Origin of the sequence: Mycobacterium sp. GA-0227b (genome assembly GCF_001499855.1) — a bacterium.
Taxonomy (GTDB): domain Bacteria; phylum Actinomycetota; class Actinomycetes; order Mycobacteriales; family Mycobacteriaceae; genus Mycobacterium.
In genome coordinates, this window is the sequence record NZ_LQIK01000001.1 from 448292 (window position 1) to 465920 (window position 17629).

Sequence of the window (17629 nt, forward strand, 5' to 3'; positions counted from 1 at the left end):
TCAGCGGTGGTTCGCGCGTTGGCAATCACATGAGACCTGTCCTCAAGCCCAGCGCCTCGCACCCGATCACCGTCGAGCCGACCGGCAGACACGTCACCGTGCGGGTGGCCGGCGAGGTCGTCGCCGAAACCGATCGCGCCGTGAAGCTGCAGGAGTCCACCTACCCGGCGGTCTACTACATTCCGCGCGACGACGTCGTCGCCGACCGGCTCCGGCCCAGCGACACCGAAACCTACTGTCCCTTCAAGGGCGACGCCGGCTACTACCACGTCGTCACCGAAGGCGGCGCGACCGTCGAAGACGCCGTGTGGACCTACGAGAAGCCGTATCCCGCCGTCGCACCGATCGCCGGCCACGTCGCGTTCTATCCGGACAAGGCCGACGTCGTCGTCACATAGCCTTGGTCGGTGCACACCTCGGCCAGCGTCGTCTTCGACGGACCGGCCAGCCCCGGATTGACGCTGGCGCCGCTGCGTCGCGGCCGTAAGGACCCCTGCTACTTCGACGCACCCGACGGCGCGATCTGGCGGACCAGCCTCATGCGCAGCGGCCCGGTGACAGCGCGCATCACGAAATCGGCACCCGGCGCCGTCGACTGCGAAGCCTGGGGCGCCGGCGCCGCCGAATTCGTCGAGGCACTGCCGGCTCAACTCGGCGGGTACGACGACAGCCTCGGCTTCCGACCCGGCGACCCGACGATCGCCGCGGCCCAGCGTCGAGTGCGCCATCTGCGGCTGGGCCGGACCGACCGGGTCCTCGAAGCGCTCATTCCCGCCGTGCTCGAACAGCGGGTCTACGGCAAAGACGCTCGCCGCGCCTGGCGCCTTCTGGTGACGAAGTACGGCGCGCCGGCGCCCGGCCCGGCGCCCGCACACATGCGCGTTCCGCCGCCCGGCGAGATCTGGCGCCGGATCCCGTCGTGGGAGTTCCACCGGGCCAACGTCGACCCGCGCCGCGCCCGCACGGTCGTCGGATGCGCGCAGCGCGCGGACTCGCTGGAACGACTCGGCGCCCGCTCACCCGCGCGGGCCCGAGCCGCGATGGCGTCGCTGCCCGGGGTCGGTGAGTGGACCGCGGCGGAGACGGCGCAGCGTGCATTCGGTGACGCCGATGCGCTGTCGGTCGGCGACTACCACCTGGCGAAGATGGTCGGCTGGACCCTGCTGGGTCACCCCATCGACGACGCCGCGATGGTCGAGCTGCTCGAGCCGCTTCGACCGCACCGCCACCGCGCGGTGCGGCTGTTGGAAGTCAGCGGGCTGGCGGTCCTGCCGCGGTTCGGGCCACGCATGGCGATACCGAACCTCGTCGATATGTGACGTGCGCAGCGGCGTGATTACCGCCCAGCGGCAGCGGGTAGACCGACGGTCGACACCTTATGCGTGCGAAGGAGCTTTTGATGTCTGAGTACACCGTCCCCGGCATGACCGACAAGCAGGCCACCCAGGTCGCCGAACTCCTGCAGAAGCAGTTGAGCCGATACAACGACCTGCATTTGACCCTCAAGCACATTCACTGGAATGTGGTGGGGCCGAACTTCATCGGCGTGCACGAGATGATCGACCCGCAGGTGGACCTGGTGCGCGGCTACGCCGACGAGGTCGCCGAGCGCATTGCCACCCTCGGTTTCGCGCCGAAGGGCACCCCGGGCGCGATCATCGAGGACCGGTCCTGGGACGACTACTCCATCGAGCGCGACACTGTGCAGGCCCACCTCGCGGCGCTCGATCTGGTCTACGACGGCGTCATCGAGGACACCCGCCGAAACATCGAGGAGACCGACGAGCCGGACCCGGTCACCCAGGACATGCTGATCGGCCACGCCGCCGAGCTGGAGAAGTTCCAGTGGTTCGTGCGAGCGCATCTGGAGAGCTCCGGCGGTCAGCTGGCCAACAAGGGCGCTTCGACGGAGAAGGGCGCCGCCAGCCAGGCCAAGAAGAAGTCGCCGGTCAAGTAGCCGGCGAATCCCCGAGGGCATCCCCGAGGGCATCGTCTCGCACCGGCCGGTCGGCCAGCTCCTCTCTACGGCCGAACAGGTACGGGTAGGCGACGCCCGCGAGTGCTGCGCCGACCAACGGTGCGAGCCAGAACGCCCACAACTGCGCGGGTGCGCCGTCGCCGTTGAAGAACGCGACCCCGGTCGAGCGTGCCGGGTTGACCGACGTGTTGGAGATCGGGATCGAGATGAGGTGGATCAGCGTCAGGGTCAACCCGATCGACAAGCCGGCGAAGCCCTTCGGCGCGCGGTCGTCGGTCGAGCCGAGGATCACCAACATGAACAGACCGGTCAGCACCACCTCGGTGATCAGCACCGCCCACAGCGAATAACCGCCGGGCGAGTGGGCGCCGTAGCCGTTGGCCGCCATGTTTCCCGTTGCGGTCCAACCTGGCTGGCCCTTGGCGATGACATAGATGATCAAGCCCGCAGCGACCCCGCCGATCACCTGGGTGATCCAGTAGGGCGCCAGCGCTTTCCACTCGACCCGCCGGGCCAGTGCCGCGCCGAGGGTGACGGCGGGATTGAAGTGGCCGCCGGAGATGGTGCCGAACGCGTACACGCCGGTGAGCACCGTGAGGCCGAATGCCAATGCGACACCGAGGAATCCGATGCCCAGCGAGGTTCCATCAGCGTCGACGAACTTCGCGGCGAACACCGCACTGCCGCAACCGCCGAGGACCAACCAGAACGTTCCGATGAATTCCGCTGCCAATCGGTGCAGCATCGTGGGGGCGTCCATACGGTGAGGGTCACATGTGTGGCAACCGTTGCGAACGTTCGTGGCCGAATCGTGGCGCGACAGAGACGGTCACCATCCGATCGCGACCCTGCCGTGACCGGTGTCAGTCGGCGCGTTGCTGCGCCTGCTCGGTTTCGCGGTCGAGGCGCTGCGCCTGGTAGATCGACACGTCGGTGCGCGATATCAGCAGATAGGCGATTCCGACCGCCGCCATCGCGCACGGGATCACCGAGAAGGACCCGGTCATCTCCGCCACCATGATCATCACGGCCAGGGGCGCATGGGCGACGCTGCCGAAGCAGGCCATCATGCCGACGACGACGAAGACGGCTGGAGTGTCGGGAATGCCTGGTGCCTGCACGAGGTCGCCGAGGCGCCACACCGCAGCACCGACGAACGCGCCGATCACGACACCCGGTCCGAAGATGCCGCCGGACCCGCCCGTGCCGATCGACAGCGATGTCGCGACGATCTTCGCCAGCGGCAGAACCAGAACGATCCACAGCGGGATGGCCATCAAAGTATCAGTGGCGGTGGCCTTTTGCGCCCAGCCGTAGCCGCTGGCCAGGATCTGCGGGATGACGAGCGCCAGCAGTCCGACGGCCAGCCCGCCCAGCGCGGGTTTGAGCACCGTGTGGCCGGGCAGGCGCTTCGTCAGCGCGACCGTGCCGTAAAAGATGCGGGCGTAGAGGTATCCGACGCCGGCGGCGACGATGCCGAGCACGACGAACCAGCTCAGGTCCAGCGGGTGGTCGAACCTGTAGTCGGCGGCGACGAACCCGAACAGCGGGTCGAACCCCAGGATCGATCCGAGCACGGCGTAGGCGGTGGCCGAGGTGATGAAGCCGGGGATGAGCGCCTTGTAGTCGAAGTCCCGCCGGTACACGATCGAGGCGGCCAGGACTGCGCCGCCCAGCGGCGCCCCGAAAATGGCCCCGATACCCGAGCCGATGCCGAGCGACACCGCGATGCGCCCGTCCTCGTCGGAGAGGTCCAGCGAGCGCGTGAGCATGGACCCGAAGCCCGCCGAGATCTGCGCCGCGGGACCCTCGCGACCGCCCGAGCCGCCCGAACCGATGGTCAACGCGCTGGCGATGGTCTTGACCACGATGGCCCGACCGCGGATGGCGCGGGGATCGGTGTGCACCGCCTCGATCGCGCTGTCGGTGCCGTGCCCCTCGGCCTCCGGGGCGAATTTCGATACCAGCCACGCCGATACGAGCGCGCCGCCGCACGCCACCAGCGGGATCGCCCACGGTCGGTCGAAGTCGGCCGAGCCCGGATCGCCGCCGTCGCCGACTGGTTCGGGAATGCGATAGCCGGCGAGTTCACCGAGCAGCAAGCGGCCCGCATAGTCCAGCGCCAGATAGAACACCACCGCGCCGAGCCCGGCGATGACGCCGATCGCGATCCCGAGGATCACCCACTTCCGGATGTACCCGGAGCGACGAATGAATCCGCCCAGACCGCCGCCGGATTCGCGGGTCTCGGGCATGGTCTCCAGATGCTAGTGCGATCCTGCGCGGTACGCGGTCAGTCTCGCGATGATCGCCGCTTCGCCACCCGGCTCGACGGCTTTCGCCTCGCTCACGCCCATACTGCGTCCGATACGCAAAGCCGTTCCGACATAACGGGATTCGGTACCACTATGGAACGGCCGCAAAAAATTGACGTGCAGCGACGACGTCCGTAGCGGCCGGTCGAGGCGGTCGGTGTTGAGTGCCGCCGATGCCACCAGTTCCAGCGCCATGGCCGACACGCCGCCGTGCACGACGCCGATCGAGTTGTTCAGCACGGGGTCTTCGTCCTGCAGCAGAACCGGACCCGCCCCGCCGCTCTCGGCGACCCGCACCGCCATCCGGTCGGCCAGCGTGCCCGCCGGCAGTGGTCCGGTCGGCCCGTCGGGAAACGGTGCGAGGTTGTCGGGCGAGCGGATGTAGAACGAACGAACCGTGGCGGTGGCCAGCACGGTGTCGCGGTGCGCGAGCGCGCATGTCGCCAACACCACGTTGCTCTTCCTGCCGAACGGCTGCGCCGTCGCCATCACCGGAATTTCCGGTGCGGTCGCGACGATGTCAGCGGCGTCGGGGTCGGCCTCCAGCGAGAGCTCGCTGGATACCGTCCACTCGTCGGCGGCGCGTCGCCGGTGGTTGACGAGGCCGCAGGCGTGATCGACCAGCATCGCCAGCGGTGCGATGGTCGGGGCGCCGTTCAGTGGGTTCACCATCGCGCCGACCGGAATCGAGGCCACACACTCGTGGGCCGCGTCGCGCGACGTCACGATGCCGAACCGGCCCAGGGGAGTGTTCAGAGGGTGTGACATCGGGATCCAGCGTCGCCGATCGGCGGTGGCTTTATACCCCTAGGGGGTATACGATGGCGGCATGACGCACGTCGATCACGGCCAACACCAGCCAGATACTGCGACGGCCGGGCACACCGAACACGGCCACGGCCACCACGCCGGTCACGGCGACCACGCCGGGCACGCTGGGCACGTCGCAGTGTTCCGGCGATTGTTCTGGAGCATGCTGGTGCTCGCGGTTCCGACCGTCGCGCTGTCCGGCATGTTCGCGATGATCGTCGGCTACTCCATCCCCGACATTCCCGGAATCACGTGGGTGTCGCCGGTGCTGGGCACCGTGATGTACGTCTGGGGAGGACGCCCCTTCCTGTCCGGTGCGATCAGTGAGATCCGTTCCCGCGCACCGGGGATGATGCTGCTGATCGGTTTGGCGATCACCGTGGCGTTCCTGTCGTCGTGGGGTGCGAGCCTCGGCGTGCTGCACCACCAGCTCGATTTCTGGTGGGAGCTGGCCCTGCTGATCGTGATCATGTTGCTCGGTCACTGGATCGAGATGCGCTCGCTCGCGCAGACCACCTCCGCGCTGGATTCCCTGGCCGCGCTGCTGCCCGACGAGGCCGAACGGATCGTCGACGGCGGCACGGAGACGGTCACGCCGGCCGAGCTGAAACTCGGCGACGTCGTGCTGGTCCGGCCGGGCGGCAACGTGCCGGCCGACGGCGACATCGTCGACGGTGCCGCGGACGTCGACGAGTCGATGGTCACCGGCGAATCGCGCCCGGTCCGGCGGGCCGTGGGCGACCACGTCGTCGCCGGCACCGTCGCCACCGATTCGGCGTTGCGGGTGAAGGTCAGCGCGGTCGGCGACGACACCACGCTCGCCGGTATCCAGCGGTTGGTCGCCGAGGCGCAGAACTCGTCGTCCCGGGCGCAGCGGCTGGCGGACAAGGCGGCCGGCTGGCTGTTCTGGTTCGCGCTGTCCGCGGCGGTCGTCACCGCGGTGGTGTGGTCGTTCCTCGGAATGCCCGACGAAGCGGTCGTGCGGACCATCACCGTGCTCGTGATCGCCTGCCCGCACGCGCTTGGCCTGGCGATCCCGCTGGTGGTGTCCATCGCCACCGAACGCGCCGCGCGTGGGGGCGTGCTGGTCAAGGACCGGCTCGCGCTGGAGAGCATGCGGACCGTCGACGCCGTACTCTTCGACAAGACCGGCACGCTGACCAGGGGAGAACCGACGGTCACCGCGGTCGCAACGGTGCATGCCGATGCCGCCGACGATGTGCTGGGGCTGGCCGCGGCCGCCGAAGCGGACTCCGAGCATCCGCTGGCGCGCGCGATCGTCGCGGCCGCGCGTCACCGCAATCTCACGCTGGCGTCGGCGACAGAGTTCAGCTCCTCACCCGCGGTCGGCGTCACGGCCACGGTCGACGGGCGAACCGTGCAGGTCGGTGGACCGCGAATGCTGGCGGAGGCGGGTCTGGCCGAGCTGCCCGAAACATCGCAGTGGCGCGACGAGGGCGCGATCGTCCTGCATGTCGTGGCCGACGGCGAGGTCGTCGGCGCGGTGAAGCTCGCCGACGAGGTGCGGCCGGAGTCCCGGCAGACGGTCACGGCGCTGCGCAAACTGGGTGTCGAAGTGGTGATGATCACCGGCGACGCGGAGCCGGTCGCGCGAGCGGTAGCCGCTGAACTGGGCATCGAGCGGGTGTTTGCCGGTGTCCGCCCCGAGGACAAGGCGGCGAAGGTCGCCGAACTGCAGGACGAAGGCCGAAAGGTGGCGATGGTTGGAGACGGCGTCAACGACGCCCCCGCCCTCGCGCAGGCCGACGTCGGCATTGCGATCGGTGCGGGTACCGACGTGGCGATCGCCTCGGCCGGCGTGATCCTGGCCGGCTCGGATCCGCGCTCGGTGTTGTCGGTCATCCTGTTGTCGCGGGCGTCGTATCGAAAGATGAAGCAAAACCTTTGGTGGGCAGCGGGTTACAACATTGTGTCGGTGCCGCTTGCCGCGGGCGTGCTGGCGCCGGTCGGCTTCGTGCTGCCGATGTCGGTCGGTGCGATCTTGATGTCGGCTTCGACCGTGGTGGTGGCGCTGAACGCGCAATTGCTACGTCGGCTCGACCTCGACCCCGAAGCCAGCCTGAAAGCGGTTTCTTAAGAATCTGACTAGGCTTTCAGCAAATACCAATGAGGTCATCACACCAGGCCAACCGCCCGTTACTCGCAGCACAGCAAATCGTGTGCGGCGGCGGAAGCCTGATGTGATGTATACCGCACCTGGCTGGTGCTCGCCGGTAACCCACGAAAACACCATCGGGACACGGGATTTCGCTGGTCGGCGGGCTGGGCACCGAACGTCGCCTGCACCGTCGGCCAGCCATGGTTAGGGGCCGCTAAGTTGGCATGTCACCCGGTGTTTGTCATATCGTTTTCTTCACTTGAGGCAAGTGGGAAAAGGCCGGCGTTCGATGCTGCACGAAGGCACTCCATAGCCGGGGCCGGCGAAACGCCATGGTCTACGGCTGCCAGGCAGAAGCTTCGTGAGACGTGCGGAAAAAGGGTAGGTGGGAATGGCGCCCAACAGCCAGGGGCTCTACGACCCCGCGTTCGAGCATGACGCATGCGGCGTGGCCATGGTCGCCGACATGCACGGGCGCCGCAGCCGCGACATCGTCGACAAGGCCATCACCGCCCTGGTGAACCTGGAGCACCGTGGTGCCCAGGGTGCCGAACCGAACACCGGCGACGGCGCGGGCATCATGCTGCAGGTCCCGGACGACTTCCTGCGCGCGGTGGTCGACTTCGACCTGCCCGAACCGGGCAGCTACGCCACCGGTATCGCGTTCCTCCCGCAGTCGTCGAAGGATGCGTCGACCGCCTGCGAGGCCGTCGAGAAGATCGCCGAGGCCGAGGGGCTCGAGGTGCTCGGCTGGCGCGAGGTGCCCATCGACGATTCACCGCTGGGCGCGTTGGCCCGCGACGCGATGCCGACGTTCCGGCAGCTGTTCCTGGCGGGCGCCTCGGGCATGGAACTGGAACGCCGCGCCTACGTGGTGCGCAAGCGGGCCGAACACGAGCTCGGCACCAAGGGGCCGGGACAGGACGGCCCGGGACGCGAAACCGTCTACTTCCCAAGCCTTTCCGGCCAGACGTTCGTCTACAAGGGCATGCTGACCACCCCGCAGCTCAAGGCGTTCTACCTCGACCTGCAGGACGATCGGCTCACCAGCGCGCTGGGCATCGTGCACTCGCGCTTCTCGACCAACACGTTCCCGTCGTGGCCGCTGGCCCATCCGTTCCGGCGCATCGCCCACAACGGCGAGATCAACACCGTCACCGGCAACGAGAACTGGATGCGCGCGCGCGAGGCGCTGATCAAGACGGACGTGTTCGGCCCGAATCAGGATCTCGACAAGATCACCCCGGTGTGTACCCCCGGAGCGTCGGACACCGCGCGGTTCGACGAGGTGCTGGAGCTGCTGCATCTCGGTGGCCGCAGCCTTCCGCACGCCGTGCTGATGATGATCCCGGAGGCCTGGGAGCGGCACGAGACGATGGATCCCGCCCGGCGGGCCTTCTACCGGTACCACGCGTCGTTGATGGAGCCCTGGGACGGCCCGGCGTCGATGACGTTCACCGACGGCACGGTGATCGGCGCCGTCCTGGACCGTAACGGCCTTCGGCCGTCGCGCATCTGGGTCACCAGGGACGGCCTGGTCGTGATGGCGTCCGAGGCCGGAGTGCTCGACCTCGACCCGTCGACCGTCGTGAAGAAGATGCGCCTGCAGCCCGGCCGCATGTTCCTGGTCGACACCTCCAAGGGCCGCATCGTCGACGACGAGGAGATCAAGGCCGAACTGGCCGCCGAGCAGCCGTACGGGGAGTGGCTCGACGCCGGTCTGTTCCACCTCGACGAGCTGCCGCCCGGCGACTACGTGCGGATGCCGCATCACCGAGTGGTGTTGCGCCAGCAGATCTTCGGCTACACCTACGAGGAGCTCAACCTGTTGGTGGCGCCGATGGCGCGCACCGGCGCCGAGCCGATCGGTTCGATGGGCACCGACACCCCGATCGCGGTGCTCTCGACGCGGCCGCGGATGCTCTACGACTACTTCCAGCAGCTGTTCGCTCAGGTGACCAACCCGCCGCTGGACGCCATCCGCGAAGAGGTGGTGACCAGCCTGCAAGGCACGCTCGGTCCCGAGGGCGATCTGCTCAACCCGAACGCCGAGTCGTGCCGCCAGATCGTGCTGCCGCAGCCGATCCTGCGCAACGCCGAACTGTCGAAGCTGATCTGCGTCGACCCCGACCACGAGATCCGCGGCCACAAGCACGGTATGCGCGCGGCGGTGATTCGATGTCTGTATCCGGTCAACCGCGGCGGGCAGGGCCTCAAGGAGGCGCTGGACAACGTGCGGGCCAAGGTGTCGACCGCGATCCGCGAGGGTGCCCGCATCATCGTGCTCTCCGACCGCGAATCCAACGAGCAGATGGCGCCGATTCCGTCGCTGTTGTCGGTCTCGGCCGTCCATCACCACCTGGTGCGGGAACGCACCCGCACGAAGGTGGGCCTGGTCGTCGAGGCCGGCGATGCCCGCGAGGTGCACCACATGGCCTGCCTCGTCGGTTTCGGCGCGGCGGCGATCAACCCCTACATGGCGTTCGAGTCGATCGAGGACATGGTCGACCGCGGCGTGATCACCGGAATCAGCAGCGATGCGGCCAAGTCCAACTACGTCAAGGCCGCCGGCAAGGGCGTGCTGAAGGTGATGTCGAAGATGGGCATCTCGACGCTGGCCTCCTACACCGGCGCACAGCTGTTCCAGGCCATCGGCATCAGCCAGCAGGTGCTCGCCGAGTACTTCACGGGGCTGACGTGCCCGGTCGGCGGCATCGAGCTCGACGACATCGCCGACGACGTCGCGTCCCGGCACTCCCTGGCATATCTCGATCGCCCCGACGAGTGGGCGCACCGCGAACTCGAGGTCGGCGGCGAGTACCAGTGGCGCCGCGAGGGTGAATACCACCTGTTCAACCCGGACACGGTGTTCAAGCTGCAGCACTCCACCCGGACCGGCCAGTACTCGATCTTCAAGGAGTACACCAAGCTTGTCGATGACCAGAGCGAGCGGATGGCCTCGCTGCGTGGGCTTCTCAAGTTCCGCGACGGCGTCCGTTCGCCGGTTCCGCTCGACGAGGTGGAACCGGCCAGCGAGATCGTCAAGCGGTTCTCCACCGGGGCGATGAGCTACGGCTCGATCTCCGCCGAGGCCCACGAGACACTGGCCATCGCAATGAACCGCCTTGGCGGGCGGTCGAATTCGGGTGAGGGCGGCGAAGACGTCAAACGCTTCGACCGCGACGAGAACGGTGACTGGCGCCGCAGCGCCATCAAGCAGGTCGCGTCCGGCCGGTTCGGCGTGACGAGCCACTATCTGAGCAACTGCACCGACATCCAGATCAAGATGGCCCAGGGCGCGAAACCCGGTGAGGGCGGCCAGCTTCCGGGCGCCAAGGTGTACCCGTGGGTGGCCGAGGTGCGGCACTCGACGCCCGGCGTCGGGCTGATCTCGCCCCCGCCGCACCACGACATCTACTCGATCGAGGACCTGGCGCAGCTGATCCACGACCTCAAGAACGCGAATCCGCAGGCGCGGGTACACGTCAAGCTGGTCTCCGAAAATGGAGTGGGAACCGTGGCCGCAGGCGTCTCGAAAGCACATGCGGATGTCGTGCTGATCTCCGGTCACGACGGCGGCACCGGCGCGACGCCGCTGACGTCGATGAAGCACGCCGGCGCGCCGTGGGAGCTCGGCTTGGCCGAGACCCAGCAGACGTTGCTGCTCAACGGTCTTCGGGACCGCATCGTCGTGCAGGTCGACGGTCAGCTCAAGACCGGCCGCGACGTCGTGGTCGCCGCGCTGCTGGGTGCGGAGGAGTTCGGCTTCGCCACCGCACCGCTGGTGGTGTCGGGCTGCATCATGATGCGCGTCTGCCACCTCGACACCTGCCCCGTGGGGGTGGCGACCCAGAACCCGGTGCTGCGCGAGCGGTTCACCGGCAAGCCGGAGTTCGTCGAGAACTTCTTCATGTTCATCGCCGAAGAAGTGCGTGAGATGATGGCGCAGTTGGGCTTCCGCACGGTCAACGAGATGGTCGGCCAGGTCGGTGCGCTGGACACCACGAAGGCCGCCGAGCACTGGAAGGCCTACAAGCTCGACTTGGCGCCGGTGTTGCACGAGCCCGAGTCGGCGTTCATGAACCAGGATCTGTACTGCAGTTCGCGCCAGGACCATGGCCTCGACAAGGCGCTCGACCAGCAGCTGATCGTGATGTGCCGCGAAGCGCTGGATTCCGGTTCGCCGGTGCGATTCTCGACCACCATCGCCAACGTCAATCGCACGGTCGGCACCATGCTCGGTCACGAAGTGACGAAAGCTTATGGCGGGCAGGGGCTCCCGGACGGCACCATCGACATCACGTTCGACGGCTCGGCGGGTAACAGCTTCGGCGCCTTCGTGCCGAAGGGCATCACCCTGCGGGTGTACGGCGACGCCAACGACTACGTCGGCAAGGGCCTGTCGGGCGGGCGGATCGTCGTGCGTCCGTCGGACAATGCGCCGGCCGACTACGTCGCCGAGGACAACATCATCGCCGGCAACGTGATTCTGTTCGGCGCCACCAGCGGGCAGGCGTTCATCCGCGGCCAGGTCGGTGAGCGGTTCGCGGTGCGCAACTCCGGCGCGCACGCCGTTGTCGAAGGCGTGGGTGACCACGGTTGCGAGTACATGACCGGCGGCAAGATCGCGATCCTCGGACCGACGGGCCGCAACTTCGCCGCGGGCATGTCGGGTGGCGTGGCCTACGTCTACGATCCCGACGGCACACTGCCGGGCAATCTCAACGCCGAGATGGTGGAACTCGAAGACCTCGACGAGGAGGATCTCGAGTGGTTGGGCACCATGATCCAGGCCCACGTGGACGCCACCGATTCCGCTGTGGGAACACGCATTCTGAACGACTGGAACAACAACGTGAAGCACTTCACCAAGGTGATGCCCCGCGACTTCAAGCGGGTGCTCGAGGCGATCGCCGAAGCCGAACAGCGCGGCGGCGACGTCGATGAGGCGATCATGGCGGCCGCCAGTGGCTGACCCGCGCGGTTTCCTCAAGTACACCCAGCGCGAGACGCCGCAGCGGCGGCCCGTGCCGATTCGCCTGCGCGACTGGAAAGAGGTCTACGAGGACTTCTCCCACGACACGCTGCGCGAACAGGCGACCCGCTGCATGGACTGCGGTATCCCGTTCTGCCACAACGGCTGTCCCCTCGGTAACCTGATCCCCGAGTGGAACGACCTGGTCCGCAACGACCGCTGGCGCGACGCGATCGAGCGGCTGCACGCGACGAATAACTTCCCCGAGTTCACCGGCCGGCTCTGCCCCGCCCCGTGCGAGGGCTCGTGCGTGCTCGGCATCAACCAGGATCCGGTCACGATCAAGCAGATCGAGGTCGAGATCATCGACAAGGCGTTCGACGAGGGATGGGTGACACCTCGGCCGCCGGAGGTCAAGACGGGCAAGAAGGTCGCCGTCGTCGGCTCCGGCCCTGCGGGATTGGCTGCGGCCCAGCAGCTCACCCGCGCCGGGCACAGCGTGACGCTGTTCGAGCGCGACGACCGGATCGGCGGCCTGCTGCGCTACGGCATCCCCGAATTCAAGATGGAAAAGCGCCACATCGACCGTCGTCTGGAGCAGATGGCGGCCGAGGGCACCGAGTTTCGCACCGGCGTCAACGTCGGGGTCGACATCACCGCCCAGCAGCTGCGCAAGGACTTCGACGCGGTGGTGCTCGCCGGTGGCGCGACGGCGCGTCGCGACCTGCCGATTCCCGGCCGTGAACTGGACGGCATCCACCAGGCGATGGAGTACCTGCCGTGGGCCAACCGCGTGCAGTTCGGCGATCCGGTGACCGATGAGCACGGCCTGCCGCCCATCCACGCCAAGGGCAAGAAGGTCATCATCATCGGCGGTGGCGACACCGGCGCAGACTGCCTCGGCACCGCGCACCGACAGGGCGCGGCCAGCGTGCATCAGTTCGAGATCATGCCGCGCCCGCCGGAGACGCGCGCCGACTCGACGCCGTGGCCCGTCTACCCGCTGATGTTCCGGGTGTCCTCCGCTCACGAGGAAGGTGGCGAGCGGGTCTACTCGGTCAACACCGAGGAGTTCGTGGGCAAGGACGGCCGGGTGACTGGCCTGCGCGGTCACGAGGTCAAGATGAACGCCGGCAAGTTCGAGAAGGTCGACGGCACCGAATTCGAGATGGAAGTCGACCTCGTGCTGCTCGCGATGGGATTCACCGGACCCGAACGCGAAGGTCTGCTCACCGACCTGAATGTGGAGATCAACGAGCGCGGCAACGTCGCACGCGACGCCGACTTCTGCTCGTCGGTGCCCGGCGTCTTCGTGGCCGGCGACATTGGCCGGGGTCAGTCGCTGATCGTGTGGGCGATCGCCGAGGGCCGCGCCGCCGCTGCCGGTGCCGACCGCTACCTGATGGGGCACTCCGCTCTTCCTGCGCCGATCACGCCGACCGCCGTCCCGCAGCGTTAGCTCCTGCCCGCGACACGCGGGGCAATGACCGGCTTTTCGGTGTGCTCGCGGGACAGTAGGGGCGGTGATCGGCCGCTACGGATCTGCCCGCGCCGGGTTGCAGCTCAACCGGCGCAACTTCATCGCGGCGTTGTCCATCGCCACGGTCGGCGCCGTCGGTCTGAGCCGCTGTGCCACCGGCGAACCACCGCGCGTGGCGGGTGCGGCCGCGTCGCAGCCACCGCCGGCCGGCCTGTTGCCGCCGCCACCGAAGTCGTCGCGGATCGCCCTGCCGGGCGGCGGGGTGCTGAGCAGCCTGCCCGGAGACGGCGATCTGTTGGCGCTGACCGTCGACGATGGTGTCGACAGCGACGTCGTCCGGGCCTACACCCAGTTCGCCAAGGACACCGGGGTCCGGCTGACGTACTTCGTCAACGGCGTCTATCGGTCCTGGACCGATCACCTCGATCTGCTGCGGCCGATGGTCGACAACGGCCGGATCCAGTTGGCCAACCACACCTGGTCGCATCCTGACCTCACCAAGCTGCCGCTGGCCGACGTTGCGGAGCAGTTCCGACGCAACCATGAGTTCCTTTGGAAGACATACGGAGTCGATGCGCGGCCCTACTTCCGGCCGCCCTATGGAGCACACAACCCGCACGTCGACAAGGTCTCGGCCGAACTCGGCTACACCGTCGACACGTCGTGGTCGGGCTCGTTGGAGGACCACGTGTGGATCCCTGCCGACGAAGTCGTCAAGATGGCTGACCGGCATTTCACCGCGCAGGCGATCGTGATCGGCCACCTCAACCACGCGCCCGTCACCGAGGTGTATGGCCGCCTGGTCGAGATCATCCGCGCCCGACGGCTACGCACAGTCACGCTGGACGACGTGTTCCTCAAGCCGTGAACCCGTGGCGCGGCGCAGCGGCAGCGTCCGCGGCGTGCAGCAGCGTGCAGCAGCGCGCAGCCTCGTCCAGCAGCGTCCAGCAGGCGCGATTGTGAACATGGCGACGCTTTGCCGGCGTGTCGCGTCGGAAACCGCACAAACGGGCGCGAGTAGCGGAAGTCCTGGAGCTCCTTATTCACTTCTGTCACTCTAAAAACATCCGATTATTTATCGGCGCGCCTTGCATAGTTTGCCGGTGCACGGGGGTCTAATGACTTCATGAGGGCACTGCGGTAATGTGAGCCCCCGGTCAGCTATCGGTTTCGACACAGGAGTCAGTTCCGTGTATGTCAACCCGCTATCCCGGTCACGGGTGAGCCGAATCGCCTGGTCACTGCTACGTCATCCCCTGAAGAGCCGCGAATTCCCGGCCAAGGCAGAACGTCTGATCACCGCTGACGAACTTCGTCTCTACGGCGTCTAGCGAACGCGTCCGCCCGACTTCCCCGCGCCGGGTACGGCAAGTACTCCGCGTTTGCCAAATCGTTATATCTTCGTGACCGTAAGGAAAGCGTGCTATCCGCGTAAGCCCGATGCGGTGATCGCGTCGGCGAGCGGTTCGAGCACCGCGGGGTCATACGGCGGCGGCAGATAGATGATCGCCAGGTCCAGTCCTTCCTGACCCAGGGCCGCGGCCTCCTCGAGAACCTTGCCGTAGTTGCGGTCGGCGTCCAGCCGAACATGCGCCGACAGCATGATCTCCTGGGGATCCCGGCCGATGTCGGCGCAGTGGGAGGCCAGAACATCGCGTTTGCGGGCGAACTCCTCGGGCGGTCCGCCGACGAAGTTCCAATGCTGGGCGTACTTGGCGGTGATCCTCAGCGTGCGCTTCTCGCCGCTGCCACCGATGCAGATCGGCGGATGGGGACGCTGCGGGCCCTTCGGCTCGTTGCGGGCGTCCTTGAGTTGATAGAACTTGCCGTCGAACGACGTCGTCTCCTCGCTGAGCAGGTTCGTGAGGATTTCGCAGGCCTCCTCGAAGCGGTCGAACCGTTCCTTGATGGACCCCAGCTCGATGCCGTATGCGCCCGACTCCTCCTCGTTCCAGCCCGCGCCGATGCCAAGCTCGAGGCGGCCGTCGGACACGATGTCCAACGCCGAAGCCATGTTCGCGAGCACGGCCGGATGGCGGTAGTGAATGCCGGTGACCAGCACGCCAACTCGGAGCCGCTCGGTCGCCTGCGCCAGCGCGGTCAGCGTGATCCAACCCTCCAGGCAGGGCCCTGTGGAGTCGGAGAAGATCGGATAGAAGTGGTCGAACGTCCATCCGGACTCGAAAACCTCGATGTCGTCGGCCGTCCGCCAGACGGCCAGCATGTCGGCCCAGGTGGTGTTCTGCGGGGACGTCTTGAAAGCGAATCTCACCGAGCCGAGCCTAGTGGCGAGCGGCTCAGTCCGCTTCGCCGTACTCGTCGAACCAGAACGCGAGCTTGCCTCGCCGACTCACCGCCCGCAGCCGGCGTTCGGCCACCGCGCGGGTCTTGGTGGTGGTGACGATGAGCAGTTCGTCACCGATCGCGATGCGGGTGTCGGGCTGCGGAACGAAGGTGCGCCCGTTGCGGATGATCAGGGTGATGACGCTCGGGTCGGGCAGTCGCAGTTCCAACACGGTGACGTTGTGCAGCCGCGACGGCGCCTGAACCGTCATCGTCAGCAGTTCGGCGTCCAGGACGTCGAGGGGAGCCGACTCCACCTGAATCTCGCGGGTCGCGTCCTTCGGGATCAGGCCCAATCTGCTTGCCAGCGGGCGCAAACTCGGGCCCTGCACCAAGGTGAACACCACCACGAGGATGAACACGATGTTGAGCACGCGCACGCTGTCGGGCACGCCGCCCACGATCGGAAACGTCGCCAGCACGATCGGGACCGCACCGCGCAATCCCGCCCAGGATACGAAAATCTGTTCACGCCAAGGGATGCGAAACCAGATCAGCGAGACGACGACCGACAGCGGTCTGGCGACGAGCAGCAACACCAAGCCGGTCACGATGCCGGGTATCACCTCCACCGTCAGGTCGCTGGGGTCGACGAGCAGCCCGAGGAGGACGAACAGGCCGATCTGGGCGAGCCAGCCGAGGCCTTCGGCGAACGACCGGGTCGCCGAGCGGTGCGGCAGGCCGGAATTGGCGAGCACAACGGCGGACAGGTAGGCGGCGAGGAATCCGCTGGCGTGCGCGGAGCCTCCGGCAGCGAACGCGACCATGCCGAGCCCGAATGTGGCGAGCGGATACAGGCCGGAGGCCGGAAGAGCGATGCGGCGCAGCGCGATCGACCCCAGATACCCGACGCCCAATCCGATGGCCGCGCCGACGACCAACTCGTAGACCAGTTCGACGAGCGCATGCACGGGCGACAACTCCAGCGGCGCCACGCTGAACATCAGCACGAGGATGACGGCGGGGGCATCGTTGAATCCCGACTCGGCTTCGAGCAGTCCCGCGACCCGGCGCGGCAGGGGCACCACGCGCAGCACGGAGAACACGGCAGCCGCGTCGGTGACGGAGACGACGGCTCCGAGCAGCAGCGCCAACTGCCAGTCGATGCCCAGTAGCAGGTGAGCGCCGGCCGCAGTCACCAGCATGCTGACCGCGACGCCGACGGTGGCGAGTATCCCCGCAGGTGCCAGCACCCGCCGGACGTCGGAGAAGCGTGTCGTCAGACCACCCTCGATGAGGATGACGGCCAGGGCCACCGTGCCGAGGTGGTCGGCGAGCAGATAGTTGTCGAAGTCCAGGCCCAACCCGTCCTCGCCCACGATGACGCCTACGCCGAGGAACAGCAGCAGGCTGGGCAAGCCGACACGGGTGGCCGCTCGGGTGGCGATGATGCTCGCCAGCAGCACCACCCCAGCGAGCAGCAGCATCAGATACAGCTGCTCCAGGGTCATTTCATCCCCGTCCGGGAAAGGCGTGGGTGGTGGGTGCAGTAAAACACCTACCACGGTCGGTGGCGCGGCGGTCCTACCCGGTAGCTGCGCGGAAAGCCCACATCATGGGTCAATATGGGGTGATGTTGCGGCTTCGCAGGCAGTCCCCCGACGCTTCG

At 67.4% G+C, this 17629-nt stretch carries 12 protein-coding genes; 7 read left to right on the forward strand and 5 right to left on the reverse strand.

What is annotated here, in order from left to right; all coding sequences use genetic code 11:
* Positions 1-29 precede the first annotated feature (29 nt).
* The 3 genes from AU185_RS02150 to AU185_RS02160 all read left to right on the forward strand — a co-directional run bounded on the left by AU185_RS02150 (position 30) and on the right by AU185_RS02160 (position 1957).
* A complete protein-coding gene (locus AU185_RS02150; protein WP_059100658.1) occupies positions 30-398 on the forward strand; it encodes a DUF427 domain-containing protein in 369 nt (122 codons plus the stop codon).
* A 9-nt stretch (positions 399-407) separates the two neighbouring features.
* Positions 408-1319, forward strand: a complete 912-nt coding sequence (locus AU185_RS02155; RefSeq protein ID WP_059100659.1) for a DNA-3-methyladenine glycosylase family protein — start codon at positions 408-410, stop codon at positions 1317-1319.
* An 80-nt stretch (positions 1320-1399) separates the two neighbouring features.
* On the forward strand, positions 1400-1957 hold the full coding sequence (locus AU185_RS02160) for a Dps family protein (RefSeq protein ID WP_059100788.1): 558 nt from the start codon (positions 1400-1402) through the stop codon (positions 1955-1957).
* Here AU185_RS02160 and aqpZ read toward each other — a convergent pair.
* The 3 genes from aqpZ to AU185_RS02175 all read right to left on the reverse strand — a co-directional run bounded on the left by aqpZ (position 1950) and on the right by AU185_RS02175 (position 5061).
* Positions 1950-2738, reverse strand: a complete 789-nt coding sequence (gene aqpZ / locus AU185_RS02165) for an aquaporin Z (RefSeq protein WP_059100660.1) — start codon at positions 2736-2738, stop codon at positions 1950-1952. The two genes, AU185_RS02160 and aqpZ, sit on opposite strands and share 8 nt — an antisense overlap.
* A 103-nt stretch (positions 2739-2841) precedes the next feature.
* Positions 2842-4233: a chloride channel protein gene (locus tag AU185_RS02170; RefSeq protein ID WP_059100661.1), complete on the reverse strand. Its 1392-nt coding sequence runs from the start codon at positions 4231-4233 to the stop codon at positions 2842-2844.
* 12 nt (positions 4234-4245) lie between these two features.
* A complete protein-coding gene (locus AU185_RS02175) occupies positions 4246-5061 on the reverse strand; it encodes a PaaI family thioesterase (protein WP_059100662.1) in 816 nt (271 codons plus the stop codon).
* A 61-nt stretch (positions 5062-5122) separates the two neighbouring features.
* Between AU185_RS02175 and AU185_RS02180 the strand changes: the two genes are divergently transcribed.
* The 4 genes from AU185_RS02180 (at position 5123) to AU185_RS02195 (ending at position 14545) form a co-directional block, all read left to right on the forward strand.
* Entirely contained in the window at positions 5123-7201 is a 2079-nt protein-coding gene (locus AU185_RS02180; RefSeq protein WP_059100663.1) for a heavy metal translocating P-type ATPase, read from the forward strand.
* Positions 7202-7613: 412 nt separating this feature from the next.
* Positions 7614-12197, forward strand: coding sequence for a glutamate synthase large subunit (gltB, locus tag AU185_RS02185; protein WP_059156938.1), 4584 nt, complete (start codon positions 7614-7616; stop codon positions 12195-12197).
* The gene (locus tag AU185_RS02190; RefSeq protein WP_059100665.1) at positions 12190-13656 is read left to right on the forward strand and encodes a glutamate synthase subunit beta; all 1467 of its coding nucleotides are present in this window, start codon (positions 12190-12192) and stop codon (positions 13654-13656) included. Before gltB ends, AU185_RS02190 begins: the two co-directional genes overlap by 8 nt.
* Positions 13657-13720: 64 nt before the next feature.
* Positions 13721-14545, forward strand: coding sequence for a polysaccharide deacetylase family protein (locus AU185_RS02195; protein WP_082683695.1), 825 nt, complete (start codon positions 13721-13723; stop codon positions 14543-14545).
* Positions 14546-15100: 555 nt separating this feature from the next.
* Here the strand turns inward: AU185_RS02195 and AU185_RS02200 are convergent.
* Both AU185_RS02200 and AU185_RS02205 read right to left on the reverse strand, forming a co-directional pair.
* A complete protein-coding gene (locus AU185_RS02200) occupies positions 15101-15949 on the reverse strand; it encodes an LLM class F420-dependent oxidoreductase (protein WP_059100666.1) in 849 nt (282 codons plus the stop codon).
* A gap of 25 nt (positions 15950-15974) precedes the next feature.
* Positions 15975-17471, reverse strand: coding sequence for a potassium/proton antiporter (locus AU185_RS02205; RefSeq protein ID WP_059100667.1), 1497 nt, complete (start codon positions 17469-17471; stop codon positions 15975-15977).
* Positions 17472-17629 lie beyond the last annotated feature (158 nt).

What these genes read in the sequence shown, in the direction of transcription:
- AU185_RS02150 (WP_059100658.1), top strand. Translation starts at nt 30, where the DNA reads ATGAGACCTGTCCTCAAGCCCAGCGCCTCGCACCCGATCACCGTCGAG.
- AU185_RS02160 (WP_059100788.1), top strand. Translation starts at nt 1,400, where the DNA reads ATGTCTGAGTACACCGTCCCCGGCATGACCGACAAGCAGGCCACCCAG.
- aqpZ (WP_059100660.1), bottom strand. Translation starts at nt 2,738, where the DNA reads ATGGACGCCCCCACGATGCTGCACCGATTGGCAGCGGAATTCATCGGA.
- AU185_RS02170 (WP_059100661.1), bottom strand. Translation starts at nt 4,233, where the DNA reads ATGCCCGAGACCCGCGAATCCGGCGGCGGTCTGGGCGGATTCATTCGT.
- AU185_RS02175 (WP_059100662.1), bottom strand. Translation starts at nt 5,061, where the DNA reads ATGTCACACCCTCTGAACACTCCCCTGGGCCGGTTCGGCATCGTGACG.
- AU185_RS02180 (WP_059100663.1), top strand. Translation starts at nt 5,123, where the DNA reads ATGACGCACGTCGATCACGGCCAACACCAGCCAGATACTGCGACGGCC.
- gltB (WP_059156938.1), top strand. Translation starts at nt 7,614, where the DNA reads ATGGCGCCCAACAGCCAGGGGCTCTACGACCCCGCGTTCGAGCATGAC.
- AU185_RS02205 (WP_059100667.1), bottom strand. Translation starts at nt 17,471, where the DNA reads ATGACCCTGGAGCAGCTGTATCTGATGCTGCTGCTCGCTGGGGTGGTG.